The sequence below is a fragment of the Pseudomonas sp. WS 5010 genome (assembly GCF_012985565.1).
Classification (GTDB): Bacteria; Pseudomonadota; Gammaproteobacteria; order Pseudomonadales; family Pseudomonadaceae; genus Aquipseudomonas.
The window spans coordinates 516,350-537,456 of sequence record NZ_JAAQWQ010000001.1 but is presented as its reverse complement, the minus strand read 5'-3'; the positions used below and the strand labels follow the sequence as shown (position 1 = coordinate 537,456).

The 21,107-nt window shown below is 52.9% G+C and carries 20 protein-coding genes, 1 tRNA gene and 2 pseudogenes; 17 read left to right on the top strand and 6 right to left on the bottom strand.

The window, feature by feature from the left end; all coding sequences use genetic code 11:
• Positions 1-120 precede the first annotated feature (120 nt).
• Positions 121-309 (bottom strand) — tRNA-Pro (locus HBO11_RS02615).
• A gap of 137 nt (positions 310-446) precedes the next feature.
• On the opposite strand from HBO11_RS02615, the gene HBO11_RS02610 reads away from it, so the two are divergent.
• Both HBO11_RS02610 and HBO11_RS02605 read left to right on the top strand, forming a co-directional pair.
• Positions 447-2,072 (top strand): hypothetical protein, encoded by a 1,626-nt coding sequence (locus HBO11_RS02610; RefSeq protein ID WP_169956052.1) that lies wholly within the window; start codon positions 447-449, stop codon positions 2,070-2,072.
• Between the two features lie 216 nt (positions 2,073-2,288).
• The gene (locus HBO11_RS02605) at positions 2,289-3,437 is read left to right on the top strand and encodes an acyltransferase (RefSeq protein WP_346266871.1); all 1,149 of its coding nucleotides are present in this window, start codon (positions 2,289-2,291) and stop codon (positions 3,435-3,437) included.
• Between the two features lie 84 nt (positions 3,438-3,521).
• Here the strand turns inward: HBO11_RS02605 and HBO11_RS02600 are convergent, their stop codons facing one another.
• Positions 3,522-3,716, bottom strand: a complete 195-nt coding sequence (locus tag HBO11_RS02600; RefSeq protein WP_169956048.1) for a hypothetical protein — start codon at positions 3,714-3,716, stop codon at positions 3,522-3,524.
• A gap of 49 nt (positions 3,717-3,765) precedes the next feature.
• Positions 3,766-4,122 carry a hypothetical protein gene (locus HBO11_RS28555; protein ID WP_169955971.1) on the bottom strand — a complete coding sequence of 119 codons (357 nt, stop codon included), beginning with the start codon at positions 4,120-4,122 and terminating at the stop codon, positions 3,766-3,768.
• Positions 4,123-4,410: 288 nt separating this feature from the next.
• Here HBO11_RS28555 and HBO11_RS02590 point away from each other — a divergent pair, with 288 nt between their 5' ends.
• Complete coding sequence (locus HBO11_RS02590; RefSeq protein WP_169956046.1) at positions 4,411-4,734, top strand: hypothetical protein; 324 nt, start codon at positions 4,411-4,413, stop codon at positions 4,732-4,734.
• A 469-nt stretch (positions 4,735-5,203) separates the two neighbouring features.
• Here HBO11_RS02590 and HBO11_RS02585 read toward each other — a convergent pair whose 3' ends face one another.
• Positions 5,204-5,614, bottom strand: a complete 411-nt coding sequence (locus tag HBO11_RS02585; protein ID WP_169956044.1) for a hypothetical protein — start codon at positions 5,612-5,614, stop codon at positions 5,204-5,206.
• On the opposite strand from HBO11_RS02585, the pseudogene HBO11_RS02580 reads away from it, so the two are divergent.
• From HBO11_RS02580 to HBO11_RS02570, 4 genes and pseudogenes are all read left to right on the top strand, one after another.
• Positions 5,599-6,726: pseudogene (locus HBO11_RS02580) on the top strand (tyrosine-type recombinase/integrase). The gene HBO11_RS02585 and the pseudogene HBO11_RS02580 overlap by 16 nt on opposite strands.
• Before the next feature lie 296 nt (positions 6,727-7,022).
• Positions 7,023-8,432 (top strand): site-specific integrase, encoded by a 1,410-nt coding sequence (locus HBO11_RS02575; RefSeq protein WP_170058775.1) that lies wholly within the window; start codon positions 7,023-7,025, stop codon positions 8,430-8,432.
• Between the two features lie 50 nt (positions 8,433-8,482).
• A pseudogene (locus HBO11_RS28550) lies at positions 8,483-8,746 on the top strand (integrase); the annotation flags it as partial.
• Between the two features lie 75 nt (positions 8,747-8,821).
• Positions 8,822-9,517, top strand: a complete 696-nt coding sequence (locus HBO11_RS02570; protein WP_170058774.1) for a hypothetical protein — start codon at positions 8,822-8,824, stop codon at positions 9,515-9,517.
• A 101-nt stretch (positions 9,518-9,618) separates the two neighbouring features.
• Here the strand turns inward: HBO11_RS02570 and HBO11_RS02565 are convergent, their stop codons facing one another.
• Together HBO11_RS02565 and HBO11_RS02560 are read right to left on the bottom strand one after the other, a co-directional pair.
• On the bottom strand, positions 9,619-11,052 hold the full coding sequence (locus HBO11_RS02565) for a YfjI family protein (RefSeq protein WP_170058773.1): 1,434 nt from the start codon (positions 11,050-11,052) through the stop codon (positions 9,619-9,621).
• Positions 11,049-11,348 (bottom strand): AlpA family transcriptional regulator, encoded by a 300-nt coding sequence (locus tag HBO11_RS02560; RefSeq protein ID WP_080963910.1) that lies wholly within the window; start codon positions 11,346-11,348, stop codon positions 11,049-11,051. The genes HBO11_RS02565 and HBO11_RS02560 overlap by 4 nt, the downstream gene beginning before the upstream one ends.
• Positions 11,349-11,658: 310 nt before the next feature.
• Between HBO11_RS02560 and HBO11_RS02555 the strand changes: the two genes are divergently transcribed.
• The 10 genes from HBO11_RS02555 (at position 11,659) to HBO11_RS02510 (ending at position 21,052) form a co-directional block, all read left to right on the top strand.
• Entirely contained in the window at positions 11,659-11,988 is a 330-nt protein-coding gene (locus HBO11_RS02555; RefSeq protein WP_080963908.1) for a hypothetical protein, read from the top strand.
• Between the two features lie 77 nt (positions 11,989-12,065).
• Positions 12,066-13,034, top strand: coding sequence for a DUF932 domain-containing protein (locus tag HBO11_RS02550; protein ID WP_047300494.1), 969 nt, complete (start codon positions 12,066-12,068; stop codon positions 13,032-13,034).
• Between the two features lie 81 nt (positions 13,035-13,115).
• Positions 13,116-14,120, top strand: coding sequence for a lambda-exonuclease family protein (locus tag HBO11_RS02545; protein WP_170058772.1), 1,005 nt, complete (start codon positions 13,116-13,118; stop codon positions 14,118-14,120).
• A 98-nt stretch (positions 14,121-14,218) separates the two neighbouring features.
• The gene (locus HBO11_RS02540; RefSeq protein WP_170058771.1) at positions 14,219-15,139 is read left to right on the top strand and encodes a hydrolase or metal-binding protein; all 921 of its coding nucleotides are present in this window, start codon (positions 14,219-14,221) and stop codon (positions 15,137-15,139) included.
• Between the two features lie 59 nt (positions 15,140-15,198).
• The gene (gene radC, locus HBO11_RS02535) at positions 15,199-15,696 is read left to right on the top strand and encodes a DNA repair protein RadC (RefSeq protein WP_047300491.1); all 498 of its coding nucleotides are present in this window, start codon (positions 15,199-15,201) and stop codon (positions 15,694-15,696) included.
• 221 nt (positions 15,697-15,917) lie between these two features.
• On the top strand, positions 15,918-16,559 hold the full coding sequence (locus HBO11_RS02530; protein WP_047300490.1) for a TetR/AcrR family transcriptional regulator: 642 nt from the start codon (positions 15,918-15,920) through the stop codon (positions 16,557-16,559).
• 265 nt (positions 16,560-16,824) lie between these two features.
• On the top strand, positions 16,825-17,502 hold the full coding sequence (locus tag HBO11_RS02525; RefSeq protein WP_170058770.1) for a type 1 glutamine amidotransferase domain-containing protein: 678 nt from the start codon (positions 16,825-16,827) through the stop codon (positions 17,500-17,502).
• A 10-nt stretch (positions 17,503-17,512) separates the two neighbouring features.
• Complete coding sequence (locus HBO11_RS02520; protein ID WP_010562395.1) at positions 17,513-17,806, top strand: DUF1330 domain-containing protein; 294 nt, start codon at positions 17,513-17,515, stop codon at positions 17,804-17,806.
• Positions 17,807-17,899: 93 nt separating this feature from the next.
• Positions 17,900-19,291 carry an NAD-dependent succinate-semialdehyde dehydrogenase gene (locus tag HBO11_RS02515; RefSeq protein ID WP_047300488.1) on the top strand — a complete coding sequence of 464 codons (1,392 nt, stop codon included), beginning with the start codon at positions 17,900-17,902 and terminating at the stop codon, positions 19,289-19,291.
• 261 nt (positions 19,292-19,552) lie between these two features.
• Positions 19,553-21,052: an aldehyde dehydrogenase family protein gene (locus tag HBO11_RS02510; protein WP_047300487.1), complete on the top strand. Its 1,500-nt coding sequence runs from the start codon at positions 19,553-19,555 to the stop codon at positions 21,050-21,052.
• Positions 21,053-21,107: the final 55 nt, after the last annotated feature.

Here is a 21,107-nt window from a genome sequence, read left to right as displayed (position 1 = left end):
CGGTTGTTATAAGGGATGGAAGGCTCAAGAGATGCCGGATAGTTTTGCGCGGGTTTTGTGCAGGCACAAAAAAGCCGATCTAGCTGATCGGCTTAAGTGTCTGACTTTAGTCAGGAAATATGGTCGGGACGGAGTGATTCGAACACTCGACCCCTAGCACCCCATGCTGGCGGGAGTCCTGAAAATCCTTAAATAGCAACGCCTTAGGTGGACGCCCACTGCAATCGACGTCTAACAAGGTAGGGCAAGGCTTCATAAATCCCCGCCAAACTCCCTACTGACTTTCAGTCAGAAAGTCCCTACGCCCCGGCGTTCTGCCGAACTATCCCCCCCCCTAAATCGTATCAACCCTGACATCCCTATCGTTCGCTTGTAGAATCCGCCGAAATCAAAATCGAAGCCCTGGCAGCCAATCAAGGGACTTTCTTCACAACATGGAGCCATAAATGCAGAGCCGCTACAGAGACTTAATTTCCAGCACCAGGGCAGTATCAATCCTTGGCGTTATCGCCATGCTCGTTGTTGCAGGGCTGGTCCTGACGCTCAGGAACCTTGAGCCGCTGACAAACAACATCGCCTACACAGAGGATGGGGTATGGCTCGGGACGGCCATGACCAAGGGCTGGTGGTACACCATAGTCAATGCCAAGACAGACTACTTTGTCTGGGGCAACCTGCTGTTCGTTTACCTGGCGACCCTGGCATCTGATGTTTTCTGTGGTGACAAGCTGGCCTGCTACCCACAAGCACTATCCTTCTGGTCTTACTTTTTCTACGCCTCAGTAAGCGTCCTTTGCTACTACGTCACGAAAGGGTTTCTGCCGACAGCAATCCGTTGGGTGGTGTTTCTCGCCACGCTGATGATCCCGCTGGGGGATTCTTCGGGCGAGGTGTTCGGAAAGATATCGAACATTGGGTTCTACTTTGTGTTCATCACTACGCTGCTGATGTTCGCAAAAAGCAGAAGCACCAAAGCGACCCCAATTACAGATATAGCACTGCTGCTCTGCGCCTCGACGAACCCGGTGTGCCTGGTGCTGACCCTGGCGTTTTCTGTTTTCACGCTGATTGATCGTGATATCAAGAAGTGGATCAAGAAGTATGGCGCTGTAACGGCTGGCTGCCTTGTCATTGGCGCTCTCATCTTTTTTAGAATGATTGCCTCACCAGCCAAAGGCGTTATCGGCAACTTTAGATTTGAAAGCCTGATCGAGGTCAGCCTTGCGCGGTCTTTCATATATCCGTTCGTGTTTCCTTTCTACAACCAGCTCACCGACACCATCGTTGTGATTTTGTCGTTGCTGCTACTAGCGTTGTTCGCCGTCTTGCTGACAAAGGAAAAGTCCAGAGAGGTCAAAAGCCTCATTTCCATGTGTGCAATTGCATACGTGATATATGCATTCTTCACCGTGTATATGCGCAAAAACCTGACAGAAGTTCTTGGGGGTTACGCGGGAACATTCCCAGACCGCTACTTCATGGGGCTGAACATAATCGTTACCTTCTCCTTCCTGGTGCTCGCCGGCTCGGCTCTGCGCGGCAGCAAGGCAGTTCGTGTTCTGGGCGCACTGTGCCTGGCTTCGTTCGCCGCGCTGTACCTGGCCAACATCGGCTGGTTGTTTGAAGGCAAGACGACCCGCACATCAATCGCTGGTGCAGAGAGCTTTCAGGATCAGCTTTGCTCGGCATCGCTGCTGCCTGCGGATGCTGCGGGGAATGTCACCGTTGCTCTGTACCCGATAGGCTGGGCTGCATTGTTTCCGAAAGACATGGTGACGGCCTCGGCGGGAACGGTCACATGTATGCAAGAAGACACGTCCTACTATGTCACCGACCCTAACTGGGCAAACGGCATTGCAAGGCGGTGGCCGGGGTTCTTCCTGCACAACACGCCTGAAAATGCTGCTGCCTACAAGATCGGGAACACCGTTCAGTTCGCCGACAAGACGACACGCAAAATCACAAACACATCAATCACCGATGACCGGCTAAACGTGTTCGTGGAAGGCGAAATACTGCAAGCAAAAAATACCGGGTTCCCATTCAGGTTCACGGTAATAGAGAAAGAATAAAGCCCCGCAAAAAAGGGCCCAGGCATTTCAGCCTGGGCCCTTCGCATTATCCCTCTTCATCCCGTTCGCGCCTTGCTAAAACGCTACCCAAGAAACGCGTCCCCCCTGACACAGGATAGTATTCGCTTGGAGAATTCGGCTCGATATCAATTTGCCCCCGGTTACGCCGGAGAAAGGGAAGTCATGTAAACCAAAAATACAGGCTTCAGGTCTGACATAAGCGGCCTGCGCGCCATAGCGGTCATTGCCGTGGTCCTATACCACTTTGGTGTTAAGGGCTTTTCTGGCGGGTTCGCCGGGGTAGATATCTTCTTCGTGATATCCGGCTTCCTCATGACCGGTATTATCTTCCGGCAGACCGACGCTGGGAAATTTCGCCTTATCGGCTTTTACCTGTCGCGCGCCAAGCGGATCATCCCCGCCCTAGCCGTGCTGTGCCTGGCACTACTAGTTGGCGGATGGTTCCTGCTGATCCCGAGCGACTATAAAGAGCTGGGCAAGCACGGGGCATCGAGCATCGCCTTTCTATCGAACATGGTTTACTGGAAGGATGCCGGCTACTTCGATACGGCGTCACATGAGAAATGGTTGCTTCATACCTGGTCACTGTCCGTTGAATGGCAGTTCTACATGGTATACCCACTGATCATCCTTGCAGCCCGCAAGACGTTCAACTTCAACACCACCAGGATCCTACTGGTTGCGCTCGGCGTGGGCTCATTCGCACTTTGCCTATACGCAAGCACGCACTACCCGAACACGGCTTTCTATACCCTCCCTGCCCGCGCCTGGGAAATGATCGTTGGTGGCCTTGTCTACTTGTTCCCTGTGCAAATGAAGCAATCTCACAAGCAGTCGGCCAGCATCTTTGGCCTGATCATGATCGCGGCCAGTGTCTGGTTTTTCACAGCGGCAGATGTTTGGCCCGGCTGGCTGGCGCTACTCCCGGTGCAGGGTACCGCCCTGATGGTCCGCGCGGCAGATCAAACCTCGATCGTCACCAACAACAAAATAGCAGGCTGGATCAGTGAAGCATCGTATTCAATCTACCTTTGGCATTGGCCGGTTGTGGTTTTGATCGGCTACTACGGCATGGCGAACAACGCCCCAGTCGTAGCCGCGGGGATTGCTGCGTCTGTGATTCTTGGTTTTGCGTCTCTGTACCTGGTGGAAAAGCCTTCTCGGACCATCAAGGTACCGCTCTCTCAATTGCCGCACCTCGCCTGCTACGCGGCCCTGGTTCTTATAGTTGGCGCCTCGGCCTCGCTTGTATTCGTCAAGCGCGGGGTTGAATCCCGGGTCAGCGACACGGTTGCGGCAGCGGATCGAGAGCGAACCAACCCTCGGGACTTGTCAATTGAATGATGTTTGTCATGATTCGTCTCGCTGAGGTGCTGTAGAAAAAGCCACCCTCGTCCGGTAGTTTTTTTGTGCCTGGAATTTGGTGTTTCAGTGCTTCTTGCGGAACGCTTGAATCGTTCCTGTCATGGCTCTTGGTCTGGTCCGTCTGGTCAGCTCCTGCTGGATTCCAAGCTGTGCCAGCTCTGCGGGGTTCATTCCCCGTTTCGCCGCCTCGGCTTCCAACAGTCGAATCTCATCTGGATCAAGTAACTCCCCAAGCTCCATGCCTTTTTCTTCTGGCATATCGCCTCCAGTCCCTACGCGATCCCTACTGAGTACCTACGGTTTCGCTTCAAGCTGCGCGGTCGTCGCGGATAGAATTACCAACAAGGTCAAGCAGCCAGGACTTCAAGACCTCACACGCCAGCACGGATTTTTTCGTGCCGTGGATCTGCGCGGCGTAGTCCAGAAGGCCGAGATACTTTTCATCCAGCAGGACTTTCATCTGGTTGACGTGTTTTTCGTTTAAGCGATCTTCATCTGCCATTGGTAATGGCTCCTTGACGTATTGGGTTTCGCCTGTGTACTCGGTGCGCGGCAATGCGTCGGCAACAAGCCACTTGTAGATAGCGCGCGGAGTTTTCCCGCAGGCCAAGGCCACAGACGGAACACCACCAGCATCGTCAATCGATTTCTTGAGCGGCCGCATAAGGCCTCCGCGCCAAATATGAACTTGCGGTACACTTTGTGCCAGAACTGAAAGTACATACTCGCCATGCAGAGCCAGTCAAAAGGAACGATCGTTAAGCGCTTGGTTAAGTCTGATTTTGATGGATGGATCATCCGTAGCGACAACCCCCGACAAGACGCGCTATGGCGATGAAACGCTGCGCGATGGCGAAATAAACGAAGTACGTATCATTGGGCGGGTTGTTTGGCGAGGCGGTATGCTATGAGCCATCTTCGTGCCGCATGGAATGCTGTTTAAGGAATTTTGATGATCAATCGCACCAACCAGTCTGGAGCAAGTCGCGTTTCGGGGGCGGCTATCAGCCAGTCGCCGGGCCAGGGTAAAAAACCGAAATGGCTCTTGGGGATCGTCGCGACCGTCGCCCTTTTTGGTGTCATTTTTGCGGTCGCATGGATTTCTGGACCAATGTCCGATCAAGAACATGCGCAGCACGAGATAGAGCTTTGCTGGGGAGACCGCGATGCTAATCCAGTACCGGCGGTTAGGGACAATATCCAGTGGACGTGCCTGGACATGCTCTATAAGTACGAATCCAAATACGGGAAATTAGCAGGCGCGAGACGCGGCTGACCCACCACACAGCATAAGCAAGCCCGCCACTGAGCGGGCTTTTTTGTGCCTACGATAAAACATGTACTTTTGATACTTGACCGATATGAACCATTGGCACGTATTCACTCCATCGCAGCGCTTCAGGGGCTGCGATGGGCCTCACAAGACCCGCCGCTCTTTAACAGCACGGGAACCTCGCAGATCGATCCCCAGTAATGGGCATAGCACTCGCGACTTGCCGGACTAAACCCGCTACTTCATTCCAGTAGGCACTCATGGAATCTCTCCTTTACCTGCTGACAAATGAACAAACAAGCAGCGAGGCGCCAAGCCCAAGCAGGGTTGGCCATGTGAACAACAAACCAAGAACCAAAGCAGGTACACCAACCCAAAACCATGGATCTACAAAAAAACTTAGCAACTTCATCAACGCACTCCGTAGCGATCGATGAAGTTTACTAAACGATCGGCACAGACTTAAAGAAAGTTAGCCGGTTTTCAATTCCCGATGGACTCTGGCGCCAGCTATCTGCACAGCCGAGCCCCCCCCCAACTCAACACCTAACCACTCACAACAGCACCAGCCGGCGACGGCCTGGCGAGGTATTTCTATGGCCAACACAAAGCTGGCGACGGTGCTAGAGACCGCGCCGCGTTTCATCCGCGCTTCGGCAGCACCCGCATATCTCGGCTGTGCCGAGAGGTTTTCAAAAACACCGTCCGCCCTCACGTCCGTGAATTCCCCATTGGAAAACAGGCCGCTGGCTTTGACCGCCACGAGCTGGACCAGTGGGCAGACGCCTACGTCGAAGCCATGGCGATTGAAAAACAGGCCGATCAGGACAACAATCCGCCCCGCAGTGGGCGCCAAGGAGCAAAACAATGGCGCGAAAAACAATGTCGGGCCTCTACGAGAGGAACGGGATTTGGCACATCGACAGAGTCGTCAGAGGTTGCCGACTTCAAGAAAGCACTGGAACAAGTGAGAGGGAAGAAGCCGAGCAGTACTTGATCCATCGGCTGGAAAAGCTGCGCCAGGAGAAGGTTTACGGCGTGCGCGAGGTTCGTACCTGGCGCGCAGCCACAACCCGATTCCTAGTTGAGTACAAAGATCAGGCATCGATTGCGCTATCCATATCGCACATTGAACAGCTCGCCCCGTACATCGGCGATCTGCCGACCAGGACAGCACAGGGAAAGGTCAAGCCAGGCGTATCGAACAGGACGGTGAACATCGCCCTACAACGAGTCGTCAGGATCTTGAACCTATGCCACCGCAAGTAGCGGGATGCAGAAAAGCGGCCGTGGCTGGAAAGCGTGCCGATGATATCGATGATGGAAGAAAAGAAGTTCAGCAGGAAACCTTACCCGCTGTCATGGGATGAGCAGTCAATGCTGTTCGCCGAGCTGCCGGACCACCTTTTGAGGATAGCCCTCTACAAAGTGAACACCGGGGAAGTCTGCAAATTGCGGTGGGATTGGGAGATACGCGTGCCGGCGCTGAACACCAGCGTGTTTCTGATACCTGCCGGGTTCGGCGGGCGGAGTGAGAAAGCTGGAGTGGAGAATGGCGATGACCGCCTGGTGATTCTGAACAAGGTGGCCATGTCGATCATCGACAAGCAGCGCGGCCTGCACAAAGACCTGGTGTTCCCGAACGGGCAACCAGATCAGTCCGGGCCAACGGCAATGCATCGCATGAATGACTCGGCCTGGAAGAAAGCCAGGGTGCGCGCAGCGGACAAGTGGGAAAAGAACCACCAGGCGCCAGCACACCCTGGGTTCAGATCGATCAGGATGCACGACTTGAAACACACCTTTGGCAGAAGGCTACGTGCAGCAAGCATGACAGAGGAAGATCGCAAAGCGTTGTTGGGGCATAAGAACGGCAGCATTACGAGCCACTATTCTACCCCGGAGCTGCAGCATCTGATTGAAGCTGCGAACAAAGTATCTGCAACCGACTCTCGCGGGCCGGCGCTGACAATCTTGAGGAGAAAAACGGAATGAGCCCCCGCAAAAGTCCCTACGCATGAAAAAGCCCAACTCGCTAAAGTTGGGCTAAGTCATTGAAAAATATGGTCGGGACGGAGTGATTCGAACACTCGACCCCTAGCACCCCATAAAGGTAAACCATGGTCCAAACCAGTCTAAATAAATCCAATAAAAAGACCTAAAGCACTGTATTTACTGGGCCTATGCAATTTACACAGTCCAACCACTTCCGATAGCATGCCACCAAAGCCAGCGAGAAACGGTGACCCAACGGTGACCAATTGGAACCTGGCCTTTCTGGGGAAGCGAAAATGGCAACGATCACCGACAAACAGATGGGCACAAAACCAGCCAAACCTACCTGGCTGATCGAGGATGCTCCTCGCGGCTGCGGCCGATTCATGGCGCGTCTTCGCCCAGATGGCGAACGCCTGTTTTACTTCAGGTACACCGACACCAGCGGTGGAAGAGTATTTCTGCCCATAGGTGCATATGACGCCAATGGCACCGATGGGCTTACCCTCAAGGAAGCACGAAATAAAGCTGGAGAGTGGTCACGCCTCTACCAGAGTGGAACTCGCAACTTACGTGAACATCTGGATGCTGAGGAAGCGACCCGAATCGCAGCCCGAGATGCGGAGTTGGCACGTCTAACCGCCGAGAAAGCAGCTACGGAAGCCGAGCAGGCTCGTCAGGCCGCACGTAAAACTGTTGCCGACCTATTCGAGCACTGGGCCAGGGTTGACCTGATCAACCGCAAAGATAAAGGCGCAGAGGTGCGTCGCATGTTTGAAAAAGACGTCCTACCGTTCTTAGGAAGTCTGGCTGTAGCAGACATCAAAAAAAGCCACATCACAGTAGTGACCGACGCCATGCTCGCTCGCGGAGTCAATCGCGCTGCGAAAATTGCCTTTTCCCTGATGCGCCAAATGTTCCGCTTTGCAGTGGATCGCGACTTGATTGAATACGACCCTACCGCCAGCATCCGCAAGGCTAAAATCGGCGGCAAGGATGTCGAGCGCGACCGGGTGTTGAGCAATGAAGAAATCCGCACTTTAGCTAGGTTAGCCCCCGAAGCCGGATTGCTGCCTACCACCGAGGCCGCTATCTGGATTGCTCTTTCCACCTGCTGCCGTATTGGCGAGCTGCTTGGCGCACGTTGGGAGCATCTAAACTTGATCAATGGCTCTTGGCTGATTCCTGCCGAGAACAGCAAGAACGGCAAACCCCATAGCGTCACTCTGTCACCGTTCGCCGTCAGGCAGTTCGAGCGCGTTCAAGCGTATAACGGTAACTCTGCCTGGTGCTATCCCAACACCGACGACAGCGGCCCAGTCTGCTCTAAGACAGCGACCAAGCAGTTAGGGGATAGGCAGCGTCAACCTGATCAGGGCACGATGAGTCGCCGAAGCGCAAAAGCGCAGGCACTATTGCTACCCGGCGGAAAATGGACGCCACACGACTTAAGACGCACGGGCGCCACAGTCATGACAGCATTGGGCGTGCTCCCCGAAGTAGCTGAACGCTGCCTCAACCACACAGAGGAAAACAAAGTAAAACGTACTTATCAGCGTCACAGCTATGCTGACGAAATGGCTGCCGCATGGGAATTACTCGGTGAATACTTAGAAAATTTAACAGGTATGGATGCCAACAAAAAAATCCTTGCATCAAAAAACAATTATCTTGCGACATGCACTCGTCTGAGTCACGCAAGGTGACTTGGCAAGACGCTTACATTTGTATATCTATTCCCAGTCTAGGGTATGCAGGAATGATGCACGCAAACGCCATTCGAACGCTCCTACATGGCATGGGATACGAACACATCACTCGACACGGCTTTCGATCCTCATTTCGTGACTGGGCGGGTGAATGTACTCACTACCCACGTGAGGTTTGTGCAATGGCGCTGGCGCATGACGAGCACGACCAGACTGAAGGGGCGTACTCTCGTTCGGACTTTCTCGATAAAAGGCGCTTACTCATGAATGACTGGAGTAGATTTGTATCACCCTATCCAACTGCAGCCTAAAAATTACTTCAATTTAGCACTTGCTGACTGATACCTAAGACCAACCACTAGTAACGTATAAATGGACAGCAGCCCATGAAAGAAGACTCATCAAATAATGACCTGAACGAAGACGCATTCCAAAACACAGCGCCCGCAATCATTGAAAATAAAACAATAGAAGTTTCAATAGACAGCCTAACACGTGTAATTGACGACTACATGTTCAATGTGCAAGGGGAAGAAAACAGCCAAGAGATTATAGACACGTACCTAGAAGTACTTCTTAACGGGAATATATCTAAAAACACAATAACAAAACTAGCTACAGACATAATACTCAGCAAAGATCTAGCCACAAAAAAAGACAACTCACTACAGCTATCTCTTATCTATACAGCACTAAGCCAATACTTCCTAAACAAAAATTTAGAAAGCAAAGCTTGGGCGGCTTTATCAGAAGCCAAGTATTTTCTAGCCTACCTTTTCGGACTTACCGACCCGATAAATCATAAAAGAGCTGAGCGCGCCCAAAAGGGCGGCCGTAAAAAAGCACAAAACGCACTAGATTTTGAGAAATTAGTTATAATACTACTGAATAAAAAAAGACCAAGAAGAGGCTGGCGAAACGCTTACGATGCCGCAAACGACATCGCAAGCGAACTATCAATACAAGCTAACGAAAACAACATTCCCATCCCGAACGACATAAAAGATCTGATTTCTAAAGTGATCAACTTGATACGGGAAGACGAAGAAGTCATCAAGGTTTTTGATTCACCAGAGAGTTGAATCCCTCCCTATAATCCGAAGCGCCGTAACAATCAACACGGCGCGCAGCCAAGCACAGTGAAAAAATTAACACCCAAAAAATCAAATCAAATTAAATTAAATTAAATTAAATCAATATACGCAACTCCTTTATACCTAACAACATCAATCAACCTTCTTTCCTTAAGTACATCTAAAGCATGCTCCAGACGAAGCTTATTTCGCAACTTACCAGGCCCATACTGAAGAATTTTATTCTTCCTGATCTCACCATATTTCTTACCAAAATAACTACATAGCCACTCCAACAATTCATCCGCATCAATATTTTTTTGTGGTGGAGGAACAAATATTTTAAAGAATTGATCTGAGTACCAGCAGCATAAATCAACAGCAAAATCTAGTACCTCACACGAAATCCCCCCCTGCCTGCCGTCAAAAAAGTGCAACAACGCCGCAATCCTAGCGATATTGTCGGCCAGTTTTGAAGCGTGATCCGCGACGCCCTCAAATCTGCCACCCTCAACAATACCTGTTTCTATCTCATTAAATACATCCCGCCATCTTTCTTCGGCCTCCTGAGAAAAACGCACAGTTAATCTCTCTTTTTTCGGAGAGTCTAACAATGCTCGATTCAGAATAAGCAATTCGCCAATACGCGCAGAAAAATCATTACATCTCTCCCACGATAACGTGTCATCACCTATTGTCCTAGTACCTTGCGTCGATTCAGGATGACAAACTAAAAACCTAGCCAACAACCCTGACCCACGACTTTTTTCGCCACGACGCTCCATATACTCTTTAAATGCTGACGCTTGCAGCATAACGGATATAGTTAAGCGAGAATCTGTAACCTGATAACTTTCAACAGAAACGCGATCAACTGTTATAGAGTCGCCACTCCACAATGAGTTCTGCTTAGAAAGATCATTCAGTGCTCCACCATTAAGAATTCCGGCACCTTCGCTAGATATTAACCCCGCAGACGGGAGATTACTGTACAGGCCAAAGAACAGTGCCTCTGATGTCGCATCATCATAAACCATCTTGTACTGCCTTGGCCCCAAAGGCTTTGACTTCTCATGCGCACTAAAAAGCAACTCTTCCTCGCTGGAATTAATACCTTTATCTGTATTCTTGTTTATCTTCTTTAAGATAACTTTTCTTTTTTCCCTCCAAATTTCTAGCTGAACATTCCACTCGACAACAGCTTCTTGGTATCTTTTATACTCCAAGCGCTGAAATTCACGAATTGGACCTAAAAAAACATTTTCCGCAGTCGACTTTCGCTCGCCCGACCCAGCTATTGTCAACAACATTAAGGATGTCGGGACACACTGGCCAGTTGGTTTGCAAACATCTATTAGCCCCTGACACACCAGTGAAATAGCCGTCAACGCACCTGAGAATATTAGCGCCCTCGGGGCTTGGACATTTTTTTCCGCCTCATTAACTGCAGCTGCTAGCAGGGCACAAGGAACAAAGCGCGGAAAGCGTGCCCCTACCCTCGGGAGACTCTCATGAAGCTTCACTGCACTCAGGACGATACTCACTGCTGCACCTCATCAGTCCCTTGACTGCCGCTGTAGCATCCCGCTGATTTCCCGCTCTCAGGCACAACTCTGCCTGAAGCGCTCCCCCATCCAGCAGTAATCCTTGATTTAATCCAGGCATCAATCTCAGCCTCAATCCAACCTATCGCAGCGATGCCCAGCTTGATGGGCTTGGGGAAAGTACTGTCATACCTTGGCGACTTCGGATTCATCCGATCGTAAATTGTGGACCTACCCAGTCCAACTCGTTCCTGTACATGCTTCAACCTCAGCACCCTAGAAACACAGCTTGTCATGCCCGTTACGCTCATCGTTTTTGCCTCAAGTTCCTAATCGATGAGTGAATCTATAACGATCCCCATGGGTCATTTGACCATCTGCTTAATGTAATTTTTTACTCAAGCAGACCTCTTGACGCGAGCAACAAAAATTGATCTAGAAGCAATGGCCAGCCTTCAGGGCAAGCCTCACAAGCTGAGCTATAGCTGCTATAGCTGCTATTCCGTAGCAGTAATAGCAGCTATAGCCGGCCCACGAAGGATCAGATTCAAAAAAAATTTAGTCCTACATCACTGCCATGACATCCACCCCATGGAACTCAGAACCATGTCATTGCAATGTCCTTTGTGTAACTCCCCCAAGATCGCATCTTTACAAACGGCCATGAAGATTGGCGCAGCTGTTGGAACCGTCGGCGGAGCCGCTCGTGGTGCGAGCGCCGCTCTGGCAACAGGCCAGATGGGGGCTGCTGTTGGCGCTATTGCCGGCCCGCTTGGCATCACCCTCGGCGCAGTTTCTGGTGCCATCCTCGGCGGGCTCGCTGGAGGTGCAGGTGGCTGCGCCCTCGGTGCTCAGCTCGGCGAAAAACTCGATCGCCATGTGTTCGCCAACAACCTCTGTCTCGCCTGCAATCATCGCTTCAACCTACCAGCCTAATCCTCTTACAAAATTCTTAGGCCAATGCTGCGCGATTGCAGCATTTATGCCGGCACATAACCAAAGGAATCACTCCCATGGCTCATCTCGTCGAACAAATGGCCTACGTTGGCGCTACCCCTTGGCATGGTTTGGGAAACCGCCTGACGCAAAAACAACCGCTCGAAGTCTGGCAACGTGAAGCGGGTATGGACTGGAAGATCCAGGACAGCCCGGTGCATTTCAAATCCGAGAGCATCGGTCCCTTGGGCTCGATTCTCTCTTTCCCTGAACAGAAGGTGCTGTATCGCTCCGACACCAAGGCGCCCTTGTCGGTGGTTTCCAACCGTTACCAAGTTGTGCAGCCTCGTGAGGTGCTGGAGTTCTACCGGGATCTGACTGAGGTCTCAGGCTACGAGTTGGAAACAGCTGGGATACTCAAAGGTGGCCGCAAGTTCTGGGCCTTGGCCCGTACTGGGCAAGGCACGACGCTAAAGGGCAACGACCAGGTGAATGGCTACTTGCTGCTGGCCACCTCCTGCGACGGCACCCTGGCCACCACCGCCACTCCAACCACTGTTCGGGTGGTCTGCAATAACACCCTGACCATTTCCCTGAACGGTGCCACCCGCGCAATCAAGGTGCCGCACAACACCCGCTTTGATCCGCAGGCCGTGAAGAAGCAACTCGGCATCGCCGTCTCCCAATGGGATGAATTTATGTACCGCATGCGCGCCCTGGCGGAACGCAAGGTGCAGTGGCATGAGGCGATGGGCTTCTTCATGAATGTGCTTTGCGACGTCAACCCGAACAGCCCGTTGCCGGAAGCTCTGCCGAATGAGCGAGCACTGCGCAAAGTCCAATGGCTGTACGAAGGCCAAGGTCGTGGAGCGACGCTTGAATCTGCTCAAGGAACTGCGTGGGGCTTACTCAACGCCGTGACGGAGTATGTCGATCATGAGCGGCGCGCCAGGAGTACCGAATATCGAATGGACTCTGCGTGGTTCGGTGCCGGGGCCGTCCTCAAAGAGCGCGCACTGAACGCAGCGCTGCAACTTGTCGCCTAGCCCCACTCACCTTCTCATCTATTAAAACGCCTGGTCAGTTCCTGCTGGCCGGGCGTTTTTTATGCCAGATAGGAAAACATCATGGAAACGCAATCGCTGCAACAACCCTGCAGCAAACCCCGCCCCGCCTTGCGCCTGGTGGGGACCAAACAACTTCCCCGAGAAGACTGGCTGGCTGTACGTAAACAAGGCATCGGCAGCTCGGATGCCGCCGCTGCCATAGGCCTTAACCCTTACAAATCTCAGCTGGAGCTGTGGATGGAGAAAACTGGCCGTGACGAACCATTGCCCAAGCTCGATCCGCAGGATGAGGAGAGTCCAGCCTACTGGGGCAATGTGCTGGAACCCATCGTCGCCTGGCATTACAGCAAGCGTAGTGGTAACCGAGTACGACGTATCAATGCAGTGCTGCAGCATCCGGATCCTAAACTGCCCTGGATGCTGGCCAACATCGACCGAGAGGTGATCGGTGCAGACGATGTACAAATCCTTGAATGTAAAACTGCAGGCATAAACGGCGCGCGCCTCTGGAAAGAGGGCGTGCCGGAGTATGTTCAGTTGCAGGTCATGCACCAGCTGGCCGTGACTGGCAAGCAGGCGGCGGATGTAGCGGTCTTGCTGGGTGGTCAGCACCTGGAGATCCATCGCATCGAACGCGACGAGTCGCTGATTGCTCGGCTGATCGACCTGGAGCAGCTGTTCTGGGATTACGTCGTCAGTGATACCCCGCCGCCGGCAGACGGTTCGGCCTCGGCGGAGCAGGCGTTGCGCTGCCTGTATCCACAGGACAGTGGGCAAAGCCTGGACTTCAGCCAGGACACTCTGCTCTGTACGACCTTTACCAAACTGCAGAGCGTGCGCGAATCGATTGCTCTGCAGGAGACGCAGGAAGCTCAGCTCAAGCAAACGTTGCAACAGGCCATGGGCGATGCCAGTCGGGCGACCTTCGCAACCGGCTGCATCACTTGGAAGAAGGCCAAAGACAGCGTGGCCCTGGATATCCCCCGTCTGCTGAAAGAAAAACCCTATCTGCAAGTGCGCTACTCGACCACCAAAATCGGCAGTCGGCGTTTTCTGCTGGCCTGAACGTTCGTTCGCTCTTCCCATGCCCTTTCTCTCCAACGCCACCCTGGCCGTTTGCGCGGTCTCGGTGGCGTTTTTATTTCAGATACAGGAGAACTCCCATGCTCAAAGGTTTAGCCATTACCCCACCGGTGCTCGGGCGCATTTCCATCGGCAAAGTCGTCGAGAAAAACGGCAAGCGTCTGCCCGAGAAAGACGATCAGTTCACCCTTACCTCGCAGGTACAAAACCGCGACGGTTGGCTGCTGCACCCGCTCAATGAGGAACTGCGTAATGGCCAAGATGGCAAACTGCGCAGCATTCCGATTCGTTTAATGTTCAACGAGCCGGACCTGAATTTTCGGGCTGACTACAGCCTGTTCGACCGTAACACCGGTCGGCCGGTGTGCGTCGGAAATGGTGAGACCTGCAAGCGTTTGACCAAGGACGGCATCCAGTCGTTGTCCTGCCCTTCACCGGATGGCTGCTCACTGGCCCAAGGCAATGCCTGCAAGCCTTACGGCCGACTCAACGTGGTGGTCGGTGACGATGATCCGCTGGGCAGCTTTGTGTTTCGCACTACAGGTTTTAACAGCATCCGCACCCTGGCGGCACGCCTGCAGTACTTCAGCGCAATCTCCGGCAATCGCCTGGCCTGTCTGCCGCTGGAGCTGCGTCTGCGTGGTAAGTCCACTCGGCAGAGCCACGGTACCCCGATTTTCTACGTAGACATCACGGTACGCAGAGGTCTGAGTATGGAACATGCCTTGCTGGAGGCTAAGCAACTGGATGAATCCCGGCAAGCCTCTGGCTTTGACCAGGGAGCACTGGATCACGCGGCCCGTCGGGGCTTTAACAATGGGGCCTTTGAGGACAGCGAGGAGGACACCGGTGCCGTCGTCGAGGAGTTCTTCCCCGTCATTGAAGATCAGCCCAGCCCTGTAGAGCCCCAAGCCCAACGGGCAGCGCCTGCAAAAACATCACTGGCCCAAAAGCTGGAATCCCAAGCCACGCGGCACAACAGCAAACCCACCGTCCAGTAACCGCGAACCGCGCGTCTCAATACCCCTCCGTTCCCACGCATTCGTACAGGAATACCCGCATGAAATATCACAAGCTCATAGCCGGTGAAACGACCGGTACCTATGTCATGGAATCACCAGTCACCGAGATCGACATCCTGCAGATGGCGCAACAACTCGCGATGAGTCGTCTGTCTAAAGGCCGGGCACTGACTGAGCCGAAGCAGGTCTTCAGCCACCTGCAAACACTGCTGCAGTACCACGAGCACGAAGTTTTTGCGCTACTGCTGCTCGATACCAAACACCGGGTAATTGGTTTCCGAGAGCTGTTCCGAGGCACGCTGGATGGTGCCTACGTGTACCCAAGGGAAGTGGTCAAGATCGCGCTGGAGCACAACGCCGCGGCCGTAATTCTGGTTCACAATCATCCATCGGGCGATCCTGAACCCAGCCAAGCCGATCGCACGCTCACCACAACGCTCAAGAACGCCCTGAACATGGTCGGTACCCAAACATTGGATCATGTCATTGTGGGGTATGAGGGCTGTGTGTCATTGGCTGAGCGGGGTTATTTGTAAAACGATGCTAACCGCCTCTATGGTTGCCTTTGGTTGAGTCCAAAGGACGCCACTGAGGTGGCTGCCTCGGCAATTTTTTTGCGTTAAATCCGACTAATATCCAATGAATTGCGAGATGGAAAAAACCGTGTGGGAAACCAGTAAGCCCTCCAGCACTGCCAGCTCGCCAGGAGAAGCACTCAACTGTAGACGACTGGTCTATTTTGTCATACAGTACACCTATGAACCCACTTACAACGACCGACGTACGTCTACACATTCTGGGTACTGCCCAGGCAATCATCGCGGGCAAGGGCTTCGCAGCAGTTGGCTTGAACGAGATCCTGAAGGCTGCAAATGTGCCCAAGGGTTCGTTCTATCACTATTTTTCATCCAAAGAGTCCTTCGGCGAAGCCTTATTGGAGAACTACTTCTGCGGGTACATGGAGCAACTAGAGAGCTTGTTAACTGGCTCTTTGACATCCTCCGCGGAGCGTCTCATGAGCTACTGGGAGCACTGGTTGGAGACACAATCAACCTGCGACCCGCAAAGCAAATGCCTAGCCGTGAAGCTGGCAGCAGAAGTCAGCGATCTGTCAGAACCCATGCGTTTAGTTCTACTACAAAGTACTGACCGGGTCATTGCGCGACTGGTTGATGCTATTAACGATGGAATCGTGGACAAATCATTGCCCACCCATTTAGATGCACAGAGTACGGCAACCATGTTGTACCAGCTCTGGTTAGGTGCGAGTCTGCGAGCCAAGATCACTCGAGACAGAATACCCTTAGAAGATGCACGAAACGCTACCCGACACTTGTTGGAACAACCAACTCCATTGGAGAAGAACACCTATAGGGCTAAAGTGTTATCCGAAAAATAAGTGACTGGTCTATTAATTTAGAATCTAGACATGCTCAATATTGCCAGTAGGCCTTGCGCACTTCGTCTTGGCGTCTAGGAAGTTCTCAACTGATCAAACTCCGCTAGCACAAGGAAGTCTGCACCCGGCGACTAGCCGACGCTTAGTAAAATCGAACCGATTACTCCAGAGTTCTGTGCCGATTCCGTGAAATAAACTCCACATCAGCGGACGGGGCTAGTAAAAGCAGAAACCCATTAAAACCCTACACCGACAGGTAAATAGCATGAAGATCCTTCTAGTCCTCACTTCACATGACGAACTTGGCAACACCGGCGAGAAGACTGGGTTTTGGCTCGAAGAGTTGGCTGCGCCCTATTACGCTTTCATTGACGCAGGTGCAGAACTCATCTTGGCATCCCCTAAGGGTGGTCAGCCGCCACTCGATCCAAAGAGCAACGAACCCGACTTCCAGACCGAAGCCACTCACCGTTTTGATACAGATCCGGTCGCAATCCACAAGCTGGCCCACACCCGTAAGTTAAGAGAGATTTCCATTACAGATTTCGACGCTGTGTTCTACCCAGGCGGCCATGGCCCACTGTGGGATCTTACGGAAGACATCTTTTCCATCTCTCTGATCGAGAAATCCGTCCAATCCGGCAAACCTGTCGGAGCTGTCTGCCACGCACCAGCGGTTCTGCGCCACGTCAAAAGTACAGATGGCAAACCACTGGTTGCAGGCAAGACAGTAACCGGCTTCAGCAATAGCGAGGAAGCTGCGGTGGGTCTAACTCAAATCGTGCCTTTCCTCGTAGAGGACATGCTCAAGGCAAATGGTGGGCGCTATACCAAGGGTGCCGACTGGACGGTTCATGTCGAAGTCGATGGGTTGCTCGTTACTGGCCAGAACCCTGCTTCCTCTGAAGCTACGGCTCACTCGCTGCTCAAGCTGTTGGCCTGAGACTACGTCAATGTCCGCCTACGTAGTCTTCACACGTGAACACACCACCGACGAGGCTGAGTTGAAACTCTATGCCCGTAAAGCACCGGCGGCACGCCAGGGTCGGAACCTCACACCATTGGCCTTCTACGGCCAACTGGAGGTGCTCGAAGGCGGACCGATTGAGGGCGCAGTCATTCTTCAATTTCCGGACATAGCAGCAGCTCGAGAGTGGTACTCCAGCCCCGCCTACCAAGAGGCACTGCAACATCGTCTTAAAGGTGCGGTTTACCGAGTATTCCTGATTGATGGCATCAATCATTAGTAAATGCACCAAAATATTCCCGCAGTTTAGTTTCTGTCTACTTAACAGCCTCATTAACAAATCAAATTTACTTAAAATTACTGGAGAAACAGCATGGCATACGCATCCGTTAATCCCTATACAGGTGAAGTTCTAAAAAGTTTTCCAGATGCAACAGATATTCAGATTGAACAGGCTCTTGAGGCGTCTCACAACGCATTTCTTGTCTGGAAGAATTGCTCAATCGCAGAGCGTGGGGCCGTCCTTCAGCGAGCTGCCGACCTGCTGCGCGCGCGAGCAAACGACTATGCCCGGTTGCTAACACTGGAGATGGGCAAGATCACTGCCGAAGCATTAGGTGAAGTAGAAATCTCAGCAAGTATCTTTGAGTATTACGTTAAACATGCAGAAGCTTTGTTAACTCCGCAGAAGCTGCCGGTAGCCGACCCAGCCGAGGGTGAAGCAATCTTGGTCCATGAGCCGTTGGGCACTATCCTGGCCATTGAACCATGGAACTTTCCTTACTATCAAATTGCTCGCATTCTCGCACCGCAGTTGGCAGCGGGTAATACCGTGCTGCTCAAACATGCTTCAAACGTACCGCAATGTGCCGAAGCTTTCGAACAACTACTGCTTGATGCTGGTCTACCTGCTGGCGCATTCAGCAACATGTACGCAACTCGCCAGCAAATCGAGACAATCCTCAACGACTCTCGAGTACATGGGGTGGCACTGACCGGTTCCGAAGGCGCAGGTGCCATCATCGCCTCCCAGGCTGGCAAGGCACTGAAGAAATCTACATTGGAACTGGGGGGGGCAGATGCCTTCATAGTTCTGCGCGACGCTGAACTGAAAAAGACCGTGAAGTGGGCTGTTGTAGGCCGTCACTGGAATGCTGGACAGGTGTGCATATCATCCAAACGCATGATTGTAGTGGAAGAAGTCTACGACGAGTTCCTGCGCCTTTATGCCGAAGGTGTAGCACAACTGAAGGCCGGCGACCCGTTCGATCCGGAAACAAATCTAGCCCCCCTGTCATCTCAAACTGCCGCCGACGAAATCCGCGCGAAGATTCGTGAAGCAGTCAACTACGGTGCTACGGCCACCGAGGTTGGGCCCAAGGTACCAAGCAAGGGTGCATTTGTTCAACCGACCATTCTGACCAACCTGACGCCTGATAACCCTGCCTACTACTGGGAGTTCTTCGGTCCGGTCTCGATGATCCTACAAGCTAAAGACGAAGAAGACGCGATAGTTATCGCCAACGACTCTCCGTTCGGGCTCGGTGGTTCGGTATTCACCGCAGACGCCCAGCATGGTGTTGAGGTTGCTAAGCGCATCGAGACAGGCATGGTGTTCGTCAATCACCCAACGTCATCGAAAGCCGACCTACCTTTCGGCGGAATCAAAAGATCTGGTTACGGTCGCGAGCTGATTGGTTTGGGAATCAAGGAATTCGTCAACCACAAGCTGATTAACGTCATGGATATCGACGCGCCGTTCTGACTTACATCTTCACCTCAACGCAAACAGGCCTCAGTGCTTTTATGCAGCAGCCCCCCCTCTTTGATGAAGAGATCGGGGGGGGGGCTGGACTACGTAGCCAAGCCTGGCGCGCAGCACAGCGCGCTCCCCGCCGATCCAGAAGCAGGCTGAAAAGGTGCGGCGATAGGAATGCCTGCGCGAATACACAACCGCATATTGACATATATCAATATCTCAAATAATCTCAACCAAACCCATAGCACTTACCTCAGGAGGTAACCCATGCAAAATTCCAGTGATACCCATCCGAGCTACCTTCCCGACAACAGCTACGGCCTGTTTATCGACAACCAGTGGGTGGCGGCCGAAAACAGTGAAACCCTCGACATTATCAACCCCGCTAACGGAAAAATTCTCACCAACATCCCAGACGCCACAGCTGCCGACGTCGACCGCGCGGTGCAGGCCGCAAAACGCGCCTTCGTGACCTGGCGTACCACCTCGCCAGCGGAACGCGCCAATGCGTTGCTGAAGATCGCCGACCTGCTGGAAGCCGATGCCGATCGGTTCGCCGTTCTGGAAACCCTTGATGTAGGCAAACCCATTCGTGAAAGTCGCTCCGTCGACATCCCACTGGCGATTGATCACTTCCGCTACTTCGCCGGCGCAATCCGCAGCCAATCGGATGAGGCGGTCATGCTGGATGAGCAAACACTCAGCATCGCGCTCAGTGAACCCCTCGGCGTCGTGGGCCAAGTGATTCCGTGGAACTTCCCGCTTCTTATGGCCGCCTGGAAGATCGCTCCAGCCATCGCGGCGGGTAACACCGTAGTCATCAAACCTTCTGAGCTGACCCCGGTAACCATCCTTGAACTGGCGAAGATCTTCGCCAAGGTACTTCCGGCCGGCGTGGTCAACATCGTCACAGGCTTAGGCACCTCAGTTGGCCAGGCGCTACTGGATCATCCAGACCTGCGCAAGCTTGCCTTCACTGGCTCGACGCGTGTCGGCGAACTCGTCGCCAATGCGGCAGCGAAGAAAATCATTCCTGCCACCCTTGAACTGGGCGGCAAGTCGGCCAACATCGTTTTCCCCGATGCGAACTGGGACAAGGCCGTGGAAGGCGCAGTCCTCGCCATCCTGTGGAACCAAGGCCAAGTCTGCGAATCCGGCGCACGTCTGTTCGTTCACGAGTCCATCTACGAGCAATTCCTGGCTGAGCTCAAGCATAAGTTCGAAGCTGTGCGTGTGGGTGACCCATTGAACCCAGACACCATGATGGGCGCACAGGTCAGCAAGACCCAGATGGAACGGATCCTCGGCTACGTTGATATCGCCAAACAGGAAGGTGCCGAGGTACTGATCGGCGGCGGTCGTCTTACAGGTGCCGATTACGATGCCGGCTTCTTCATCCAGCCAACGATTCTGGTCGGTGTTCGCAACGATATGCGCGTCGCCTACGAGGAAATTTTCGGCCCTGTTCTGTGCGTCATTCCTTTCAAGGATGAAGCGGAGGTCATCGCCATGGCCAACGACTCCGAGTACGGCCTAGCGGGTGCAGTCTGGACCCAAGACATCAACCGGGCGTTACGTGTGGCACGCGCGGTGGAAACCGGACGTATGTGGGTAAATACCTACCATGAGATCCCTGCCCACGCCCCCTTTGGTGGCTATAAGAAATCTGGCCTAGGACGGGAAACTCACAAGTCAATGCTGGAAGCCTACAGCCAGAAGAAGAACATCTACGTCAGCCTCAACGAAGCACCGCTCGGGCTCTTCTGACCTCGCTGATCCATGTTTTTTTGACCTATAACATCGAATATTTTAGATATGCAGG

What these genes read in the sequence shown, in the direction of transcription:
- HBO11_RS02610 (WP_169956052.1), top strand. Translation starts at nt 447, where the DNA reads ATGCAGAGCCGCTACAGAGACTTAATTTCCAGCACCAGGGCAGTATCA.
- HBO11_RS02600 (WP_169956048.1), bottom strand. Translation starts at nt 3,716, where the DNA reads ATGCCAGAAGAAAAAGGCATGGAGCTTGGGGAGTTACTTGATCCAGAT.
- HBO11_RS28555 (WP_169955971.1), bottom strand. Translation starts at nt 4,122, where the DNA reads ATGCGGCCGCTCAAGAAATCGATTGACGATGCTGGTGGTGTTCCGTCT.
- HBO11_RS02590 (WP_169956046.1), top strand. Translation starts at nt 4,411, where the DNA reads ATGATCAATCGCACCAACCAGTCTGGAGCAAGTCGCGTTTCGGGGGCG.
- HBO11_RS02575 (WP_170058775.1), top strand. Translation starts at nt 7,023, where the DNA reads ATGGCAACGATCACCGACAAACAGATGGGCACAAAACCAGCCAAACCT.
- HBO11_RS02570 (WP_170058774.1), top strand. Translation starts at nt 8,822, where the DNA reads ATGAAAGAAGACTCATCAAATAATGACCTGAACGAAGACGCATTCCAA.
- HBO11_RS02560 (WP_080963910.1), bottom strand. Translation starts at nt 11,348, where the DNA reads ATGACAAGCTGTGTTTCTAGGGTGCTGAGGTTGAAGCATGTACAGGAA.
- HBO11_RS02555 (WP_080963908.1), top strand. Translation starts at nt 11,659, where the DNA reads ATGTCATTGCAATGTCCTTTGTGTAACTCCCCCAAGATCGCATCTTTA.
- HBO11_RS02550 (WP_047300494.1), top strand. Translation starts at nt 12,066, where the DNA reads ATGGCTCATCTCGTCGAACAAATGGCCTACGTTGGCGCTACCCCTTGG.
- HBO11_RS02545 (WP_170058772.1), top strand. Translation starts at nt 13,116, where the DNA reads ATGGAAACGCAATCGCTGCAACAACCCTGCAGCAAACCCCGCCCCGCC.
- HBO11_RS02540 (WP_170058771.1), top strand. Translation starts at nt 14,219, where the DNA reads ATGCTCAAAGGTTTAGCCATTACCCCACCGGTGCTCGGGCGCATTTCC.
- radC (WP_047300491.1), top strand. Translation starts at nt 15,199, where the DNA reads ATGAAATATCACAAGCTCATAGCCGGTGAAACGACCGGTACCTATGTC.
- HBO11_RS02530 (WP_047300490.1), top strand. Translation starts at nt 15,918, where the DNA reads ATGAACCCACTTACAACGACCGACGTACGTCTACACATTCTGGGTACT.
- HBO11_RS02525 (WP_170058770.1), top strand. Translation starts at nt 16,825, where the DNA reads ATGAAGATCCTTCTAGTCCTCACTTCACATGACGAACTTGGCAACACC.
- HBO11_RS02520 (WP_010562395.1), top strand. Translation starts at nt 17,513, where the DNA reads ATGTCCGCCTACGTAGTCTTCACACGTGAACACACCACCGACGAGGCT.
- HBO11_RS02515 (WP_047300488.1), top strand. Translation starts at nt 17,900, where the DNA reads ATGGCATACGCATCCGTTAATCCCTATACAGGTGAAGTTCTAAAAAGT.
- HBO11_RS02510 (WP_047300487.1), top strand. Translation starts at nt 19,553, where the DNA reads ATGCAAAATTCCAGTGATACCCATCCGAGCTACCTTCCCGACAACAGC.